Annotated in this window: 12 protein-coding genes; 3 read left to right on the top strand and 9 right to left on the bottom strand. The window is 60.0% G+C overall.

What is annotated here, in order from left to right; translation table 11 throughout:
• Positions 1-61: 61 nt before the first annotated feature.
• Positions 62-1,138 carry a phenylalanine--tRNA ligase subunit alpha gene (pheS, locus tag AC1VS5_RS01010; protein WP_481217388.1) on the bottom strand — a complete coding sequence of 359 codons (1,077 nt, stop codon included), beginning with the start codon at positions 1,136-1,138 and terminating at the stop codon, positions 62-64.
• A gap of 464 nt (positions 1,139-1,602) precedes the next feature.
• The gene (locus AC1VS5_RS01015; protein ID WP_481217389.1) at positions 1,603-2,739 is read right to left on the bottom strand and encodes a C45 family autoproteolytic acyltransferase/hydolase; all 1,137 of its coding nucleotides are present in this window, start codon (positions 2,737-2,739) and stop codon (positions 1,603-1,605) included.
• A gap of 830 nt (positions 2,740-3,569) precedes the next feature.
• Here AC1VS5_RS01015 and AC1VS5_RS01020 point away from each other — a divergent pair.
• The gene (locus AC1VS5_RS01020; RefSeq protein WP_481217390.1) at positions 3,570-5,078 is read left to right on the top strand and encodes a carboxypeptidase M32; all 1,509 of its coding nucleotides are present in this window, start codon (positions 3,570-3,572) and stop codon (positions 5,076-5,078) included.
• 293 nt (positions 5,079-5,371) lie between these two features.
• On the opposite strand, the gene AC1VS5_RS01025 is transcribed toward AC1VS5_RS01020, so the two are convergent.
• The 3 genes from AC1VS5_RS01025 to AC1VS5_RS01035 form a co-directional block, all read right to left on the bottom strand.
• Positions 5,372-6,205 carry a class II fructose-bisphosphate aldolase gene (locus AC1VS5_RS01025; RefSeq protein WP_303213494.1) on the bottom strand — a complete coding sequence of 278 codons (834 nt, stop codon included), beginning with the start codon at positions 6,203-6,205 and terminating at the stop codon, positions 5,372-5,374.
• Positions 6,206-6,292: 87 nt separating this feature from the next.
• A complete protein-coding gene (locus AC1VS5_RS01030) occupies positions 6,293-7,432 on the bottom strand; it encodes an alpha/beta hydrolase (protein WP_481217391.1) in 1,140 nt (379 codons plus the stop codon).
• A 24-nt stretch (positions 7,433-7,456) separates the two neighbouring features.
• Positions 7,457-9,370, bottom strand: a complete 1,914-nt coding sequence (locus tag AC1VS5_RS01035) for a glucose PTS transporter subunit IIA (RefSeq protein ID WP_481217392.1) — start codon at positions 9,368-9,370, stop codon at positions 7,457-7,459.
• Positions 9,371-9,563: 193 nt separating this feature from the next.
• Between AC1VS5_RS01035 and AC1VS5_RS01040 the strand changes: the two genes are divergently transcribed.
• Positions 9,564-10,424, top strand: a complete 861-nt coding sequence (locus AC1VS5_RS01040; protein ID WP_019127545.1) for a MurR/RpiR family transcriptional regulator — start codon at positions 9,564-9,566, stop codon at positions 10,422-10,424.
• 356 nt (positions 10,425-10,780) lie between these two features.
• Here the strand turns inward: AC1VS5_RS01040 and AC1VS5_RS01045 are convergent, their stop codons facing one another.
• On the bottom strand, positions 10,781-11,776 hold the full coding sequence (locus AC1VS5_RS01045) for a DMT family transporter (protein ID WP_481217393.1): 996 nt from the start codon (positions 11,774-11,776) through the stop codon (positions 10,781-10,783).
• A gap of 351 nt (positions 11,777-12,127) precedes the next feature.
• Here AC1VS5_RS01045 and AC1VS5_RS01050 point away from each other — a divergent pair, with 351 nt between their 5' ends.
• Positions 12,128-15,262, top strand: a complete 3,135-nt coding sequence (locus AC1VS5_RS01050) for an insulinase family protein (protein WP_481217394.1) — start codon at positions 12,128-12,130, stop codon at positions 15,260-15,262.
• Positions 15,263-15,581: 319 nt separating this feature from the next.
• On the opposite strand, the gene metA is transcribed toward AC1VS5_RS01050, so the two are convergent.
• From metA to AC1VS5_RS01065, 3 genes are all read right to left on the bottom strand, one after another.
• Positions 15,582-16,529, bottom strand: a complete 948-nt coding sequence (metA, locus tag AC1VS5_RS01055; RefSeq protein WP_481217395.1) for a homoserine O-acetyltransferase MetA — start codon at positions 16,527-16,529, stop codon at positions 15,582-15,584.
• A gap of 431 nt (positions 16,530-16,960) precedes the next feature.
• Positions 16,961-18,079 (bottom strand): Gfo/Idh/MocA family protein, encoded by a 1,119-nt coding sequence (locus AC1VS5_RS01060; RefSeq protein WP_481217396.1) that lies wholly within the window; start codon positions 18,077-18,079, stop codon positions 16,961-16,963.
• 368 nt (positions 18,080-18,447) lie between these two features.
• On the bottom strand, positions 18,448-19,286 hold an 839-nt coding region (locus AC1VS5_RS01065; protein ID WP_481217397.1), incomplete at its 5' end, for an HRDC domain-containing protein.

Below are 19,286 nucleotides of genomic sequence, written 5' to 3' on the forward strand. Positions count from 1 at the left end.
TAACAATGGTGACAACGGGGCGACAGGACTTGCCAGCCCCTCACCTGCGGTACTGCTCGGTTTAGAACTGCTCCAAGAAGCGCATGTCTCCGGTCATGAGCGTGCGCAGGTCGGGCAGGTCGTACCGGAGCGCCGCAACGCGCTCCACACCGATGCCAAACGCGAAGCCGGTATAACGGTCGGGATCGACGCCGCAGTTGATCAGCACGTTCGGGTCGATCATGCCGCAACCGAGAATCTCGATCCAACCGCTGTGCTTGCAGAAGCTGCAGCCCTTGCCCCCGCAGACGTGGCAAGAAACGTCGAGTTCGCAGCTCGGCTCGGTGAAGGGGAAGAAATGCGGGCGATAACGCGTCTGGCGGTCCTCACCGAACATCGCGCGCGCGAAGTAGTCCAGCGTGCCCTTGAGGTCGCCGAACGTAATGCCCTCGTCTACCACGATGCCCTCCACCTGGTTGAACTGGGGAAGGTGGCAGGCGTCGGCCGTATCCGGACGATACACGGTGCCAGGAACGATGGCATAGATGGGCGGCTTCTGATGCTCCATGATATGAATCTGCGCGCCGGACGTCTGGGTGCGCAGGAGCACGTCGGACTCACCGTGCGCGTGCTGCTCGGGGTGCGCCACGGAGCCGGGCGCGTTGTCCACTACGTAGAACGTATCGCGCGCGGAACGGCTCGGATGGTCCATCGGGGCGTTCAGCGCAGTGAAGTTATAGTACGAGGTCTCCACCTGAGGACCCGATTCGACGGTATAGCCGATACCGCAGAACACGTCCTCGATCTCCTCTTTGATTTGGTTGATGAGGTGGGCATGGCCGATGGTCGGGCGCGCCCCCGGAAGCGTCACGTCCACGGATTCGGTGGCCATGAGCTCGCGCATGGCCTGGCGCTTGAGGTCGCCGGCAGCGTGCTCGATGAGGCTCTCGGCCATGCGACGCAGCTCGTTCGCGCGCTTGCCGAGCACCGGGCGCTCTTCAGGCGCAACCTTGCCCATCATGTGCATAATCTGCGTTATCTCGCCCTTTCGGCCGAGGAGCGCCACGCGTGCCTCTTCAAGCTTGTTCGCATCTGTCGCGGCGGCAATCATCTCCTGCGCGCGCGCCTGCAACGCATCGAGATCGTCAATCAGACCCATGTACTTCCCCTTTCAAAATCTCCCGGTGCTCGAGGTCTCTAGAACATCGCCCGAGACGAAAAGAAAAATCCGCCCTCGAGCTCAGCTTGCTCAAGGACGGATGCAATTCCGCGGTACCACCTTGGTTGGCTGCGGGATGTCGTGCCCCGCATACCCTCTTTGGCCTGATGTCGCCCAGGCGGCGGCTTCCCTACTCAGCGCAATGAGACAGTTGTGCCGGGTACATCTGTCTCGCACATCTGCCGCGCGGCCGTTCAGGTCGCTACTCGGGAGTGAACGCTGCATCCTTGCCTCCGCAGGCGGGCTTTCAGCCGGTGACCCACCCTCTCTGAACGGCGACGCGGCGGGTGCAACCCTCTCCGTCAACGCGTTGGTCGAAATGATAGCACAACGGGTGCGCCTCCCACGTGCAATCATGCGGAATACGGCACGCGAAGCTCGCAGCGCCGGCGGGGCGAATGCCCCTAATCGCGCAGGCTCACCTCGTAGACATTCTCGTAATCTCGTCCAATGGCAATGGTCGCACTCTGCTTGTCGAGGTTATACACCACCGACCATTGCGTCTGGCTCTCCTCCCCACGGCTATTGATATGCGGCTCCTGCGAGCACGCGGCGAGGAGACTCATGGCCTCATCCTCGGAAAGAACGCCGCCCGTCGCCCCAAGCCCCTCAGTCACGATCTGGTAACGGTCCTGACCCGTTCCGAAATCATACTCACCTGGCGTGAGCAGGAAGTTCGTAGCCGCCATGTACGTGGTACCCGCAGCGGGCTGGCCCGCAGTCGTCACGTCGTCGGGGTCGAGAACCGACATCTCGTTATCAACATACTCGACCACCACGGTATCGCCCGAGGCATCGGCGATCTGGAAGTGGTAGCAGCTGTTGGCACTCGAATGCATGTCGTACTGCTCAAGCAGGTCAAGCGCTTCGTCCACCGTCGCGCACTTATCGAGCATAAGGCGGATGGCCGTCGTAGTTGTGATGTCCACCCTGTCGGTCTGCTGATTGGTGGGGTCGGTGTCGATGAGCAGCACCCCCACGGCCAGGCCAGCTTCGTTCACGCCGTCAAGCGGCGCGTAAGGGGCCGCAAGCGCCGTTATGCTCGAAGTGGGAGAATCCGGCAACTTGTCTTCACCGTAGCCAAGGAATCCCAGGTTAACCATGGAAATCGATGCGTAGCCATCCGACGGATCGGTGCGCACCAGCATGCTCGGCGAATAGCTCAAATCGAAGTTACGGCCAAAGATTGCGTCGCCTTCTGACGTGGTGGCGTTGAACGTCGAGCACGCAAGGTCGGGCAGCTCAATCGTTATGGGAAGCCCTTTCATGAGATGCTGCACGACGAACCCGATGAGCTCGGCATCGCTGGAAGCGCCTCCCTGGGCTATGAACTCGTCAATGCCGTAATCGCCCTCATAGGTCATGGTATAGAAGGGGTAATCGTTCACCTTCTTGATGGATGCCACCGTCGCGATTTCGTGGCGGAACATAAATGCAATCCCTGCCACCGCAAGAACGATAAGCGCTACGAATACGACGGCCACACGGATAACGACCTTCTTCACGCTGAGCGCTTTGCTCGTTTTGGCTTGTCCTTCCATGCATTCTCCCCTGATAGACAACATAGCGGCGCATCATGCTAGCACAGGATGCTGGCATTAGTGACGATTATCATGTTTTCGTCAATTTACGCGAGGGAAATGCAGGCCTTCGGTTTAGCGGCCCGCAATGACGTTCGCTTACCCCATCCCTACGACAGCAAATTCGCAGCGCACATTGCCGTTTTGCAATTTTCCCATCGAAATCTGGCTGGATTTGGACCAGAGTAAAGATCCCGCACGAGTCAGACAGGAATGATGTGCCGATATCGCCCGTGCGTTTTCACACAACGAAAAGCGCCATACGTTCTATGAGCCATTTTCAGCAATATGACTCTCTAAGATTGAATCTCTTGCCGAGCATCTGAATTATCGCAGGCCACGACGCGCAGAATACTTACCTCGCCCAGCGCAGATAATCTGCTGCAAAAAAACTCCAGCACGACCAGCAACCTATCAGCTGGCCAATCAAGGGCTCAAAACGCTCGAACTTGAATAACCGCCCCGGCATGCGCACTCAGCGCGGCGCTCCTACATGTACAGCCCCATATACAAAATGGATGTCGACGGGATGCCCATCCCGCCGACATCCAGAAGGCGCTTTGAGAACGTAGGCCCCATCGGGTGCCTCCGCGCAGAGCCCTAATTCAGCACAACCTGCTCACCATAAATGCCTGGCAGGGAAATAGTTGCCCCGAGCGTGCTTCCTCGGCAAGCGGCTCAACAATGCATTGCGGCCCCGACCCGCTGACATCAAATGGGAGCTCATTCCCTGCCCAACAGAGTGGGGTACACTGAGTTCACATGAAACGCCTCTGTTTGAAAGGATCGCCATGGCCGACAACCCAACTATTCAGCAGCTCAAACGCCTCGAGCGCGATCTGTGGCTGCGTACGTACCTTATGGGCATCCTGGAATTCGACGGGGAAACCAAGGCGCCACCGAAGGGCGCACCCGCACGCGCGGAAGCCATGGGCGCACTTGCCGGCGAATACCATGAAGCGCTTACCAGCGCTTCGGCGCAAGAACTAATTGCCCAACTCGAAGAGGCGGCAGCTGCCGGAGAGCTCGACGAGCAAACGGCAACCGAGCTTCGCGTCCTCGCCCGCGAGCAGCGCGAGGCGGTTGCCATTCCCACCGAAGAGGCTGCAGCGTGGTCGAAGCTCACCAGCGAAGCGAACGCTGTATGGCACAAAGCGAAGCTCGCCAACGACTGGGAGTCGTTCGCCCCGTACATCGATCGCATCCTCGCCGCACTTAAACGCCAGGCTGCCTGCATCGATTCGACGCGCGACCCTTACGATGTGTGGCTCGATCAATACGAGCGCGGCATGAACTCGGCCGCCTACGACCAGTTCTTCGACCAGGTCAAGGCTACCGTCGTGCCACTTGTGCACGAGATAGGAAAGCACCCCCAGCCCGAGGCGCCGTTCCTCACCGCCCGCGTGCCGGAATCCGTGCAGCTTGCCATCGCTCGCGAGCTCATGGACATCGTGGGCCTTGACCCCGAGGCCTCTGTTCTCGATTGCGTCGAGCACCCTTTCACCAACGGCATGGCGCCCGGCGACGTGCGCATCACGACGCACATCTACGAAAACAACCTGCTCAGCAACGTGTTCTCGGTCATCCACGAGGCTGGCCACGCCATTTACGAGCAGAACATCGATCCCGCGTACGCCTACACCTGCCTGGGCACCGGCTCCACCATGGGCATCCACGAAAGCCAGTCGAGATTCTTTGAGAACATCGTCGGACGCTCGCGCGCATTTATGGGCCCGCTTCTCGCCGTGCTGCGCAAGCACGTTCCCGAGGCATATGGAAACGTCTCGGAGAACCAGCTCTACCGCGCGGCAAACATCGCGCTGCCGCAGCTCATTCGCACCGAGGCCGATGAGCTCACCTACCCGCTGCATATCATGGTGCGCTATGACATCGAACGGATGCTTTTCGCGGGCGAGGCAACCGCGCGCGACATCCCTGAGCTCTGGGCGCAGCTTACCCGTACGTACCTGGGGCTTGACGTGCCGAATGACACGGATGGCTGCCTGCAGGACACGCACTGGTCGGGCGGAAGCTTCGGGTACTTCCCGAGCTACGCGCTCGGAAGCGCCTATGGAGCGCAGATGGTACCCGCCATGGCGGCAGACGGCGTGGGCGTTGATGCCGCCTGCGCCGCAGGCGACCTTGCGCCCGTGCGCACCTGGCTGCGTGAAAAAATCTGGCGCTGGGGCGCGGGCAAGGACGCACCCGAGCTCATCCTGAACGCATGCGGCGCTCCGTTTGACGCCACGTTCTATTGCGATTATCTGCAAAAGAAATTCAGCGAGCTATACGGGCTGTAGAGAATCCGGCCGCGCCAGCAGCAACTCGCTGGCGCGGCCTTTTGCTTCGCGCTCTGCTTAGTCCCTGCCGGCCTTCGTCGTATGTTTATCGCTCGGCGGACCCAGATTGGCGGGCACAGCTCGGTAGGCCCAGATCGGCGGGCACAGCTCGACAAATCCAGCTCGGCGGGCCCAGCCTTGTGCTCTGAAAACTTGCATGCCGAATTACGCAATAAGAAGGCGAAAAATGGCTCTTATTGCGTAAATCGGCATGGAAGAGCCATCCTCCGATTCAAGGACATGCAAGCGATGCCCTATGCCTTGCCAGCAGAGCCGCAGATGTCAATTGCGTGAGCTGCAGCCGCCTCAATGCCACGGAAAACCACGTTATAGAGGTCATAGGCTCCGTTGCCCGTAAAATCTGCATCCTCAAGGGCACGGAGGGCCCCGCAATATAAGTCATGGGCGATGTTGAGTTTCGCCACACCCATACGACAAGCGTTCCGTAGGTTTTCCTCGCCCGACCCCGAGCCTCCATGCAACACGAGCGGCACCGGCACCTTCTCTCGCAGCTCGGCGAGCAAACCAAATTGCAACTCGGGAGTTCCCTCGTAGGCTCCATGGGCCGTACCGATAGATACCGCGAGCGCATCAACTCCCGTCTCCGAAACGAAGCGCACCGCTTCATCGGGATCGGTATACACGCTATGGTCCGCTGTCTCGCCCGTGCCGAGCCCCATGCCCACATGGCCGAACTCAGCCTCAACGCCCACGCCAACCGCATGGGCAACCCGCACCACTTCGCGCATGCGGCTCGCGTTCCCCTCATAAGGTAGCGCTGAGCAATCGAGCATCACATCGGGAAATCCAAGCCTAATGGCATGCATGACCTGCTCGAACGTTTTTCCATGGTCGAGAATAACCGATACCGGAACGCTCGCCTCTTCTGCCACGCGGAGTACGCCCCCGCCAATCGTCTCGAACGAGGGGACCACCTCGTAAATAACCAACAGGATAAGCGGCGAAGAGGCCTGCTCGGCCGCCGCGATACAAGCACGCGCCTGATGCTCGTTCCCGCACCCCAGAGCAGGTACGCAGTATCCCTGCTCACGAGCATCGCGCAGCATCTGAACCATCGAAACAAGCATGGTAGCCAACCTTTCTTGCAATGCACCAACCACGCCGAATAAACCCAAGCAAAAAGCGGGTGTCACCCATAGGTGACACCCGCGCGATTACAAGGCCTTCAATTCGTCCGCCAGCGTTTGGCAGAGCTCCTCAGCTTGGACATACGTTCCAAGCATATCGAAGAATCCATGATCACAGCCGCAGTAGCGCATGTTGCGGACCTTCACTCCCAGGTCTTGCATGCGCTTCACCAGGTGGTCGGTCCCCACGCGAAGGTAGTCGTATTCCGACGAGATGGCGAGCACCTCAGGAAACTGCTCGAGCACCTCATCAGACGCTGCCGCAACATTCACAAGCGGATTATCCGGCGTAGTCTTACCCTGCAGATACAGATTAGAAGAAGAGGTCTCGCTCCCCTCCACGCCGCTGCGGATGCGTTCGATGCGGCTCTTCACAAGCTCGAACTGATCCTCGCGAACCGGATACTCATCGTACGACCAGGTATATTCGTCCAGCGTACGCCAATCGCGAAGATCCCACCCAGGATAGATGCCAACGATCTTTTTGATAATGCGCTCCGCCCCTGATGCCATGCGCTCGAGATCCCTCTGCACGCACGCCGCGGTGAGCGAACCGCCTGCCGAATCTCCAGCGACCATGATGCCCTCTGGATCGACGCCCAGCTCGGCAGCATGCTCGTACACCCAGCGCACGGTCCCCCACGCATCATCAATCGGTCCAGGGAACGGGCACTCCGGCGCGAGACGGTACTCAGGGAAAATTGCGACCGCCCCCGAAAGCTCCGCAACGAGCTTCATTTGGTTGGCGTACAAACGCATGTCACCCGCCGTAAAACCGCCGCCATGCAGATAAATCATCACGGGACAATTCTGCGGCGCTCCCTCGGCACGATATATGTAGATATCAATGAGGTGATCGTCGTCGATGGGGATGAGCCGCTCGTCTACGCCAACGTCCGTCGTCGTGAGGTCGTATGTCACCTTGTCGGGACGGTAGCGCTCGTTGGAAAGCCGCCATCCTGCCTGAGCGCGCTCGGAGAACATCTTGCGCTTCTTCTCCATAACAGTTTCCAGGCGCGGGTCGACAACATGCTCCTCGTCCACATCGGGCACCGGCTTAAAGAGCGTTTCGACTCCATAAACCTCCCCCGCATACTCCCGCTCACGAACCCGACCGACAAGCGACGCATCGTAGAGCCGACCATCTGCATGCTCAACTTGCTGCATATGGATCTCCTTAGTTGCTGTGCCCTACACCGTAGCAATCATGACCGCATCACCTTGTTGGAAGGCAACGCTCGCATAATCTTTGCCGTTGATGAGCGAGCACACGATAGTAGTATCAACGCCCGCCTTCTCGAACACATCTTTATCGAAAGACGCGATGCGCTGGCCCGCGGTCACACGGTCGCCCTTCTGAACAAACGTTTCGAGGCCAGCGCTATCAAGCTTGACCGAGTCGATACCAATGTGAACAAGCACCTCGGCTCCGCCATCGGTCACGATAGTCACCGCATGCTTGGTGCCAGCGACCGCATAAACCGAACCAGCAACCGGAGAAACGACATCACCGTCTGTCGGCTTCACTCCAAAGCAAGGACCAAGAATACCCTGCGCAAACACGTTGTCCGAAATATCCGCCTGAGCGATGTACTCGCCCTGCGCGGGAAGCACAAAGGACTCGTTTGCCGTTGGAACCTTCTTCGCCGGCTCTCCCTCAGACTCAGGCAGGGGGTTACCGTCCTCATCCTCCTCGTCGTAGATGGAGTCATCGAATCCGATAACCCATGTGAGCACGAAGGAAGCGACCGCCATGAACGCCACAAGAATAAGCGCATTGGTAAAGTTGGCCATATCGCGATCGGGCCCCATGTAAAGCAGGATGTTCGTGAGAGAATATCCGCCGAACGCATAGCACTTGAGCTGCATGATGCCCGCGAGCAACGCCGTTGCGATGGCAACGATTGTATGCACGTAATACGGACGAACCATCTTGTAGGAAATGCCGTAAGTCGTGGGCTCAGAAATGCCGCCGAACAGCGCCGAAAGCGCCGCCGGGAACGCGATCTGACGCAGGTTATTGCTCTTGGTCTTGAGCGCAACCGCGAGCGCAATGAAGCCAGGCGTGATGGTGCAGCAGAAGAACGCGATGTTCAGCAGGTTGTCATAGCCGATCGTAGCGATATTCGCCGTAGCGATGGGCACGAGCGCCATGTGGAAACCAGGAAGCACGACGCCAACGGTCGTGAAGAAGATGACCATAGCGGCAACAGTAAACCAGGGCGCAACTTCGCTGATCCAATTGATGAGTGCCGTGAAGTAGTCGGTGATAAGCGCACCGAGCGGACCAGTCACGGTCAGGGTAATCACGCTCATAACCAAAAGCAACAGGAACGGCTTGAGGAAGTGGCGAACTACCTCGGGGATCGCGCGCTTGAGGAACATGTCGATCTTAGACATCACCCAGACAGAAAGGATGATCTGCACCACAGCGCCATTGTAGGTAGTAAGCGTAACCGGCAGACCGAAGTAGCTGACGAACTCCTGGCCCTCCGCCGTCAGGGTGTTCACCATAGTCACCCAGTCGGGGTACAGAAGCGCGCAAGCGAGTAGCATCGCGAGCACAGGCTCGGTATTAAAGCGCTGGGCCGAAGTGTACGCCACAAAAACTGGCATGAAGTAGAACACAGCCTGCGAAAAGTTGTACAGGATGGCGTACGTGGAGTTGCTCGAATCGATCCCGAAGAACACCGACATGATGGTCAGGATCGTGGCAAGGAAGCCCGCGGCAACGAGACCGGGGATAACCGGGCTCATGATGCTCGCGAGCATGGACATGAAGCCCGCAACGTAATCGAGAGGCTTCTTAGGTTTGTCTGGTGAGGCTACCCTCCCCCCTGCCTTTCCTGCAAGGCTTCCAACCTGCTTCTCAACCGCCAGATACAGGTCTTCAATTACCTGTCCAACAATTACCTGAACCTGGTTGCCAGCCACCTCGAGCCCAAGCACGCCATTAACTTTCTTTACAGCCGCTTGGTTGATTTTTGCCGGGTCTTTCACCACAACACGCAGGCGGGTGGCGCAATGCGTGACGTTGGTCAGGTTTCCTGTGCCACCAAGGCCCTGGATAATGCTCGTGGCCATGGCTTTGTAATCAGATGCCATGTTTCCTCCTTTTCCCTGCCATCGGCTCTCCTAATACGAACATGGCCCGATTGTAAATGACGTGTATCTTTTATGTATTCGAAATCTGTGAAAGGTATTTTCTTAGCGGTAAACGCGCTAGGAGTCGCTGGTCAACGGCTTGTATTACAATCAAAGCCGTTGCCAAACGGTCGAACGAGAGGATGGGAGGCCCATGGAGGAACCGGCTACCAGCGCGCTAGACATGCTTTGCTCGGATATCGAGTTGTTCGACGCAGAGAAGCGCATCGTGCAGTACATCCTCGATCACCCGAGACAGGCCTCGAACATGACTTCGGCGGCGCTCGCACAGGCAAGCGGAGCATCGGAGGCAACAGTCTCACGCCTAAGCAAGCGCCTCGGCTTTAATGGCTATCGCTCTTTTCAGCTCTCGCTCAATCGCGACATCGCCAAAGAGCGTCCCGGCATTGCGCCGAGCGAGATATCCCTTGATAACGTTGGCGGCTCTCTTCAAACGATACTCAGCACGAAGTCTTCTGAGCTCGAGATGACCGCTCAGCGTCTCGACCATAGCGAGCTGCGCGCCACGCTTAGGCTGCTCAGTGAAGCATCAATCATCCAGATTGTGGCAGTAGGCAACACCATTCCCGTCGCGATGGACGCTGCCTTCAAGTTCAACCAACTTGGACTTCGAAGCATAACGAGCGAAATTAACGAGAAAGCCTCCGCCTTCTCGCTCACCCTCACCAAGCAAGACCTGCTTGTACTCATCTCCAACTCAGGAAAATCGAGAAGGCTCATGCAAATTGCTCAGGTAGCCCGCTCGAACGGAGTTCCCATCGTGCTGCTCACGAGCGAAACCGAATCCCCGCTCGTTCACATGTCAGATCATGTGCTCACAGCAGTGAATCGCGAGCGGCTCCTCACCACGCGCGAATTCCAGCTCTCGCGCATCCCTCTTACCTTTGTTGTTGAGGTGCTGTATTACTTCCTGTACTCCATGCTGCCGGACCCGAAGCATCACATCAGCCTCCACGAATCAATGATGGCATCAGATAAGAAGCTCGATGCTTAGGTGAACGCTGCCAGCCCCTCCGCAACACCGCCACGGTGTCGCATGTTGAACAACGCTGGATAAACTTGCATGCCGAATTACGCAATAAGAAGGCGAAAAATGGCTCTTATTGCGCAAATCGGCATGGAAGAGCTTACGCGGAGCCCGGCAGGGGACGCATCGAACGCATTCTTGCATGCCGAGCCTTTAAAAACCGAGCGGGAGCACGCAGCCGCGAGCCGGCACGCCATAGGGGCACGACGCGCACCGGCGTGCGCAAGTCGCCGCGCACGCAGCCTTACGCAAGAACGCCGCACCCACGGGGCCCCGGCCGCGATGGCTCACGCCGCACCCACGGAGCCATGGCGCCCGACGAATCACGCCGTGAGGAACACCATCACGATGATGCAGGCAAAGCCGGCAATGTCCGGCATGGTGAACACCGTTCCCAGCACGACAGCGCTTGTCACCGCAGCGGAAACAGGCTCCACCGTGCCAATCAGGCTCGCACGCATGGAACCGATATCTTTCACGCCCTGCATATACAGCGAATACGCAAGACACGAGCCCACGGCGGCGAGCACGAAAAACGCGCCCCAGCCCATGCCGTCAAGCTGCGGCATGTTCGCCCACGGATGAAAGAGGCACGTTGTCACGATTCCCGAAAGCAGCATGCCCGATCCCGTGACCACCGAGGCCCCGTATTTAGGAAGGATGCGCGCCGGAATGATCGACATGCATGCAGCGCCCACCGCCGCAACAAGGCCAATCGTCAGGCCCTCGAGGGGAATCGCCAGGTTGGAGGGGTTGCCTCCGGTCGCGAGAAGATAGGTGCCCGCCAGCGCCAAAACAACCCCCGCAAATTCCCTCCGGCGCGGCGCGCGGCGCGACCTCAAGCACGAATACACCATGATCATCACAAGCTGGAGGCATTGCAGCACCGTCGCGGTGCCCGCATTGGTCAGGCGAACCGCCATGAGATAGCCGTACTGGTTGAGGAGCACGCCGAGCGCCGAGAACACCACGAGCACTGCCACATCGCGCTTCGTGGTGAGCAGGCGCACCAAGTTTCCTCGATCCGTACGGCGCGAGAGGATAACAATCAAAAAGATCAGGCCCGACACAATCTGGCGGGCGCACATGAGCCAGGTCGTATCAACGGTATAGTTCTCGAACAGAAAGCTTGCGCATGTGCCGGAAAAGCCCCAGAAGATACCTCCGAAGAGCGTCGCGAGCACGCCGGTAACTGCGCGGCGGTCGCGCTCGGCATTTGATCGGCTGCGTCGGATGCGGCGCCATGCGCGCGACGCTGCATCCACGCCGAATCTGTTCACCGATTTTTCTTCAACCGTCTCCGTCGCCTCTGCCGCCACGCTTTGCGCCCCTTTCCAATACCTTTTCCATCCTTCACCTTAACGTAAGATTCAGCAGGTTAAAAGGCATGTTTATGCAAAGTTGAGCAGGTTCGATCACATGCTTTAGCCCACCGGAGCATGCCCTTGGAAAACGCCGGCGTGCCGCGGGAGCACCGTTGCCCAAGCCCCGACGGCATCACATTCTCACCACGATTGGACAGTCCGAGGGTCGTCAGCGCTATGGTCGCAGGCGGGCGGGGCACTCATCTCGCGCTGTAGGCGCGACCGAAGCCGATCCACGCGCAAGTGGGTCGCTCCACGCGCAATCGGGGTATAAGCGTTACCAGGCTATACACCGTAAGGAGAACCATGGAACCCAAAACCGCCCCTTCTGAAAACAATCCGCAGGCCGCGGAAACCGCCAACCCCCGCGCTTCCGCTGCTGCGCTGCTCGCACCTGGAACAACAACCTGTGGCTTCACCGTCACGCATGTTGAAACCATAGAAGAGCTCGATGCCGACGCCTACGTGCTCTTCCACCATGCATCCGGCGCGCGCCTGCTCTACCTCGCCTGCGACGATGAGAACAAAGCCTTCTCCATCGGCTTCAAGACGCCGCCCGCCAACAGCACGGGCGTGTTCCACATCCTTGAGCACTCCGTCCTCGACGGTTCGGAAAAGTTCCCGCTCAAGGAGCCATTCGTTGAGCTCATCAAAGGCTCCATGCAGACGTTCCTGAACGCCATGACCTACCCGGACAAGACCGTCTACCCCGTTGCCTCCACCAACGAGCAGGACCTGCTCAACCTCATGGACGTCTATATGGACGCGGTGCTCAACCCGGCCATCTACACGAAGCGCGCCATCTTCGAGCAAGAGGGGTGGCACTACGAGCTCGACGTACCGGAAGGCAAGCCGCTCACCGAGGGCACGCTCCGCTACAACGGCGTGGTGTTCAACGAGATGAAAGGCGCGCTCTCCGACCCCATGAGCGTGTTGGACGACGCCGTGGGCGCGGCCCTCTTCCCCGACACGGCGTATGCGTTCGAATCTGGCGGCGACCCGCGGGCGATACCCGACCTCACCTATGAGGAGTTCCTCGACACGCATGCCCGACACTACAACTTGGCCAATAGCTATCTCACCCTGTATGGAGACTTCGCCGACGTGCGGCGCGAGCTCGCGTTTCTTGACGAGCGCTACCTCTCGCAGGAAAACGCCGCTGGCCGCCGTATCGCTGCCGAGCGTGCCGTAGGAGCCAGCCCCGCAGCGCTCGCGCCCAACCCGCTCGTCATGCAGGAACCGACCGTGTGCGACTACAAGCGCGTCGAGATGCAGACCACTCCCGAAAACGCACTCGTGGGCATGGGCTATGTCATTAGCCAAGCGCTCGATACCTTCCGCACCGTTGCAGCCGATGTGCTCTTCGATGCGATCCTCGGCTCCAACGAGGCCCCGGTCAAGAAAGCGATTATCGCCGCGGGCTTGGGCGGAAATGTGACGAGCTACACCTCGTCCGCTTGCCAGCAGCCCTATGAGCTCATCATCTTGCAAAACGCGCGGCCGCAGGCGGCGCAGGAATTCCGGAACGTGATTGAGGATACCTGCCGTGACCTTGTGGAGCATGGCGTACCGCGCGACCGGCTCGAAGCGGTGATCAGCAGTAACGAGTACGCGCTGCGGCAGCGCGACTACGGCATGTCGGACGGTGTCGTGCTCGCCTGCGAAGCGCTCTCCACCTGGCTCTATGATGACGATGCCGCAACCGATGCACTCAAATACGCCGACACCTACGCAGCGCTCCGCGAAGCCCTCGACGGCCCGTTCTTCGAGGACCTGCTGAGGGAGCTCGTGCTGGAAAGCAATCACTGTGCTTTGGTTGAGCTCGTGCCGGTTGGCGCCGGTTCGGGCGAGGGCGCAGCAGACGCGCCCAAAGCGGAAGAGGCAGCGGCCCCGATCGACTCCGCCGACAGCGCCGAGGCAGCAGATGGCGGCACCGGCTCCACCGCCGACACCGAGGCGGCAAAGCTCGCCAAAATAAAAGCGAGCATGAGCACCGCCGAGCTCCAGGCAATCCTCGACGACGTGGCAGAACTTCGCCGCCAGCAGGAAGCCGAGGACGCGCCCGAGGATCGCGCGAAGCTCCCGCGCCTCCACGTGGAGGACATCGGCGACGCTCGCCCGGATCCCGCCTGCACGCTCGACGACGCTGCGCCCATCCCCTGTCTCCGCCACAGCATCCCCACGCGCCGACTGGCCTACGCGCTCACCTACTTCGACCTTACCCACGTGAGCTATGCCGAACTCCCCTACGTGAAGGTGCTCTGCCGCCTCATGCAGCAGCTTCCCACAGCGCAGCACACCGCCGCCGAACTCGACAGCTTCATAGGCTCCAACCTCGGCTTTCTCACCTTTACCACGGAGGTTTTCCAGCAACCTAATTGGAAGCTCGCCCGCCCGGTACTGCTCGTCTCGGCGGGAGCGCTCTCCGAGAAGATCGATGCGCTCGCGAGCATTCCCCGCGAGGTTTGGGCAGAGACCATCTTCGAGGATACCGATCGCATGCGCGACGTTCTCACGCAGCTCAAGATAGGTATGGAGCAGACGTTCATCACCGCGGGGCACCAAGCGGCGCTCGGGCGCGCGCTCTCGTACGTGTCGCCCGCAGCGGTCATCTCCGAGCAGCTTGGCGGCGTGGACTTCTACCGCTTCTTGCGCGACCTCCTCGACCACTTCGATGAGCGCACGGGTGAGCTCTGCGACAAGCTGCGCGAGCTGCAGCAGCGTATCTTCACCTCGACCGGCACCGTCGCGAGCTTCACTGGCTCCGATGAGGACTATGCCCGTTACTGGGCGGCGGCCGGAACGCTGGGGCTCGCCCCACGCACCGCTCCTGCCAAGGAGCTCTATGTGCCCATGCCCGAGGACAAGCACGAGGCGTTCGTGATTCCCAGCGACGTATGCTACCTGGGACAGTCCACCGACCCGCGCGCGCTCGGCATTGCGACGGACGGCAGCTGGGGCGTTGCAGCGAACGCGCTCTCTTACGGCTATCTCTGGAACGAGATTCGCGTGAAGGGCGGCGCGTATGGCTGCGGGTTCCGCGCCGCCGCAGACCGCCAGCTCGCGTTCTACACGTATCGCGATCCGGCAATCGACCCCTCGATTGACCGGATCGCGGGCGCCGGCGCATGGCTCGGCGAGCTCGATACAGACCGCGATACCTTTGAGGGCTACATCGTCTCGACCGTCTCGAGCAACGACGCTCCCGTGAAGCCATATGCGCTTACCAAGCGCATCAACGGGGCATATTTCTCGAAACGCACCCCGGGGTACCGCGAGCGCCTGCGATCCGAGATGCTCGCCACCACGCCCGAGCGCCTGCGCGAGCTGGGCTCGGACGTTGCGCAGGTTGCCGAAAAGGCCCCGCGTTGTGTCTTCGGCGGACGCGAGATCATCGAGGCAAGCAAGGCTGGGTGGAACGTGGTGGACCTGCTGGGGTAACGGAGGCAGACGACGGGCGCTCCGTCTCCCCAGCGCCCGGATAAGGCGCCGAGTACTTTACTCCCCAGCGCCCAGGCAAAGAAACTGACCATCTGCCTCAGAAAAGCGTCGCGTAACTCGCAGGTGAAGGGCAAATTCAAGCTTCACCGTCGAGTTATGCGACGCTTTCGCATCGACGAGGCGGGGCGCGCCCTCTCGAGCGGCTCGCCCCCGGTCCTGTTGTGGAACATGGGCAGGAAACGGAAGGAACGTGTTTTTAATGCCCCCTCTTTTTATCCGTTTCTTGCCCCTTTTAAAATGAAGGAGAGCTCCCCCGCCCTTATACCAGTCCTGCCTTGGCGCGGGCGATGCGGCCGGCCAGGCGGATGTCGTACGGCGTGGTCTGGTACACGTAGTAGTTGAGCCAGTTGGTATAAAGCAGCTGCGCTTGGCTGCACCAAGTGTTGAGCGGCTCGCGCGAGGAGTCATCATCCGGGAAGTAGTTGGCCGGTACATCCGGGTTAATGCCGCGCTTCACATCGCGCTCGTATTCGAGCCGCAAGGTATCGGTATCGTACTCCGGATGACCAAACACGAAGAACTGGCGGCTGTCGACGCTCTTCACGATATAGAGCCCCGCCACCTCGGACGCCGCGACCACCTCAAGCTCACCACACGCCTCCACATCCGATGCGCGCACCTCGGTATAGCGCGAATGCACCGCATAGAAGCGGTCGTCGAAACCACGCACCAGAGGCGACGAGCGCTTGACGAGGTAATGCTCGTACACGCCCGAAAGCTTGGCCGGCAGCTCGTGCTTGTTGATGCCGTAATGATGGTAGAGCCCCGCCTGGGCACCCCAGCAAATGTGCAGCGTCGAATGCACGTTCTCCACCGACCAGTCCATGATGCGCTGAAGCTCGGGCCAGTAGTCCACATCCTCGAAATCGAGCTGCTCAACGGGCGCACCCGTGATAATCAGGCCATCGAAGTGCTCATGCTCGACCTCTTCGAACGTGCGATAGAACGTCTCCAGGTGATCTTCGGACACGTGCGTCGCCTCGTGGCTCACCGTGCGCAACAGCTCAACCTCGATCTGCAGCGGGGTGTTGGACAGCTTTCGCATAATCTGCGTCTCGGTGGCGATCTTCGTGGGCATGAGGTTCAAGATGAGCACGCGCAGAGGACGAATGTCCTGGTGCAGCGCGCGATACTCGGTCATGACGAAGATGTTCTCGCGCTCGAGCGCCTGGGTGGCGGGCAGCGCATCGGGGATGCGGATGGGCATGGGTGCTCCTTACATGCAAATGGGCTCGCACTGCAGCGCGAGCCCAGACGCGCCGCGCGGCAACGTGAAATTCAATCTTTTCACGCGTTCATCGGGCCGTCAAGCAGTCGGTTGAGCAACTTTTTTCGTCAGAAGCCGATTTTGTGGCAGTTATTTCAGATATGAACGATTCACGCAGCAAAGAGGGAGGCGCTGCACTGCCTTGGACAGACAGCTGGCAACAAAAGCGCAGGATTCGAAAGCCTGCATCCCATTGAAGGGCTGCTTTTGTAGCCTCGTGCACCGGACAATCGTTCATATCTGAAATAACTGCCACAAAAAGACGCAAACGAAGAAAAAACAACGGGCCGAGGACGGCAACGCGCCCCCGGCCCTGTCCAGAGCGCGCGTGGAGCTGTCCCAACCATGCGCGCCTATAGCCTGCTCAGAAATTACGCCCCCGCGGCCTCCACGCCGGCGGCAGCCGCCAGCTCTGCCTCCTCGGGGTAGTACACGCCCCACTCGTAGCGGAGGCGCGTCATGATCTCCATCACATCGGCAGCGTAGTCCAGCAGCTTAAGCTTATCGGCATCACCCGCCACCGCCGCCTCGAGGTCGGCGATCTCGTACGCCAGCGCGTAGCCCTCCTCGCCAGCGCGAACCTCCTCACGGCGCCCGTCGTTCGTCCACACGATGGTCGCATGGTCGGCACGCGGATAATCGGTGGCCTCGATATAGCAGTTATCGAAGCTGATCATCGCGCGCTTGGGCTGCTTGGAGTGGAGCGAGAGCGAGAACACGCCCAGCTGCCCCTCGGCGTTGCGCGTCACGAAGCCGCTCGTTTGATCCACGCCGGTCGTGCTGCGATTTGCAAGCGAGACAAGCTCCTTCGGCTGGCTTGCCATGAACAGCCGCGCGATGGAAAGGGCGTATACGCCGATGTCGAGCATCGCGCCGCCGGCAAGCTTGGGGTTGTAAAAGCGATTGGTCAGGTCGCCGTACTCTTTGAAGCTGCCGAAATTCACCTGCGCCAGGTTCATCTGACCGAACTCGCCCGTGTTCATGCGGCGCACCAGCTCCTGGTACAGCGGCATGTGCAGAATGGTGGTCGCGTCCATAAGCACCACGCCGTGCTCGTGCGCGAGGGCGCGCGCTTCGTCGAGCTCGGCGCTGTTGAGCGTGATGGACTTCTCGCACAACACATGCTTGCCCGCGGCGAGCGCCTGGCGCAGGTACGTGATATGCGTGTTATGGGGCGTAGTGATGTAAACCGCATCGATGCTCGGGTCTGCATAGAGCTCATCGTAGGATTCGTACACGCGCTCAACGCCATAGCGCTCGGCAAATGCCCGCGCCTTCTCGATCGTGCGGTTGGCAACGCCTGCAAGCGGACGCCCGGCGAGCGCCATGACCTGCGCCATCTGGTTTGCAATTACACCGCAGCCGATAACCGCCCAGCGCAGCTGGGGCGCCGCGAAGATATCTTGGGGGAACGGCTGCGAGCTAATACGCGCGAACGCAGCGTCGGATGCAGCGGCGGCGTCGAGCGGGGCGGCAACTTGATCGGACATGTGCTCCTCCTTCTGCACGGAGATGAACGCGACGACCGCAGAAGCAGGTGCGGCTACCGCGAAAAACGGCCCCATTGTATCAGCTGAAACCCGCATGAAGCCGGTGTTTGCCGCAAGGCGAGCTCTTGTAACGCACCTACCGCACGGCCCCCTGCCCCATGTATCCAAATTTGCGCTAAGTCGGTCTTTGATCCTGCGAAAACATGGGTGGCGATTCCTCACATGCCTGGTAGACGGGCCATGACACATGCTTCTACCAGCGCGGTGGACAATTCGCACGGAAGAAATGCAGGATCAAAGACCGACTTAGCGCACATTTGGATACTTTTCTCGAACCTGGGGAGTTATTAAATTAAAAAGCGCATCTTTTAGCCGCGGTGCTCGTCCTCGAACTCCGAAATAGCTTTGAGGAACGCCTCGCCAAACTCATCCGCCTTGCGCTCGCCGATGCCCGAAACCTCCAGCAACTCCTCGCGCGTCGCCGGACGCTGGCGACACAGCCCGCGCAACGTTTTATCACTGCAAACGATGTACGGAGGCACGTCGCGCCATTCTGCAAGCTCACGACGAAGCGCGCGAAGCCGCTCGAAAAGTTCGGCATCATCGCCGATCCGCGGCTTGCTGTCGAGAGCCGCCTCGTCGCGCAGCAAATCCACCGCGCGGCGCGCCCGCTCGGAACCAGCACGCCCACGTTTGCGGCGCTTGATGCTGAAGGCGAACTCCTCCGGGCTGTTCAGCGCCGCTAACCCTAAGTCACCCATGCCGATTACCGGATACTGTCCCATCGAAACGGTCAGGTATCCGCTGCCAATAAGCTGCTCCGCCGTGTCCCTGACGCGTGCGATCGGCAGTTCGGCGAGCTTTCCATATTCCGAATCGCTATTAAGGCGAAGCGAACGAATGCGCTCGGTATTCGCCCCGTGCAACACGTCGGCAATAAGCGCTTTTCCAAAGCGACCCGGATGCCGAGAAACGAAGCGCATGATCGCGCGCGCGGCCTCTGTGACATCATCTGCCTCGAACGGCGTCAGGCAGTTCGAGCAATTGCCGCAGCCGCGCGCAGTCGCGGGCGGCAGGCTGGCTCCTTCCGCCTTTCGCGCGGCAGCGGAGGCCGGACCGGCCTCCTCCTTACGCGCCGCCGCGGAGGCTTGGACAGCGCTCTCCCCTTTACGTGCCCCCGCCGGAGCCGGGCCGCCCCCTTCCCTAT

Source organism: Enorma sp. (assembly GCF_982429025.1).

What these genes read in the sequence shown, in the direction of transcription:
- AC1VS5_RS01020 (WP_481217390.1), top strand. Translation starts at nt 3,570, where the DNA reads ATGGCCGACAACCCAACTATTCAGCAGCTCAAACGCCTCGAGCGCGAT.
- AC1VS5_RS01040 (WP_019127545.1), top strand. Translation starts at nt 9,564, where the DNA reads ATGGAGGAACCGGCTACCAGCGCGCTAGACATGCTTTGCTCGGATATC.
- AC1VS5_RS01060 (WP_481217396.1), bottom strand. Translation starts at nt 18,079, where the DNA reads ATGTCCGATCAAGTTGCCGCCCCGCTCGACGCCGCCGCTGCATCCGAC.
- metA (WP_481217395.1), bottom strand. Translation starts at nt 16,529, where the DNA reads ATGCCCATCCGCATCCCCGATGCGCTGCCCGCCACCCAGGCGCTCGAG.
- AC1VS5_RS01025 (WP_303213494.1), bottom strand. Translation starts at nt 6,205, where the DNA reads ATGCTTGTTTCGATGGTTCAGATGCTGCGCGATGCTCGTGAGCAGGGA.
- AC1VS5_RS01015 (WP_481217389.1), bottom strand. Translation starts at nt 2,739, where the DNA reads ATGGAAGGACAAGCCAAAACGAGCAAAGCGCTCAGCGTGAAGAAGGTC.
- pheS (WP_481217388.1), bottom strand. Translation starts at nt 1,138, where the DNA reads ATGGGTCTGATTGACGATCTCGATGCGTTGCAGGCGCGCGCGCAGGAG.
- AC1VS5_RS01035 (WP_481217392.1), bottom strand. Translation starts at nt 9,370, where the DNA reads ATGGCATCTGATTACAAAGCCATGGCCACGAGCATTATCCAGGGCCTT.
- AC1VS5_RS01050 (WP_481217394.1), top strand. Translation starts at nt 12,128, where the DNA reads ATGGAACCCAAAACCGCCCCTTCTGAAAACAATCCGCAGGCCGCGGAA.
- AC1VS5_RS01030 (WP_481217391.1), bottom strand. Translation starts at nt 7,432, where the DNA reads ATGCAGCAAGTTGAGCATGCAGATGGTCGGCTCTACGATGCGTCGCTT.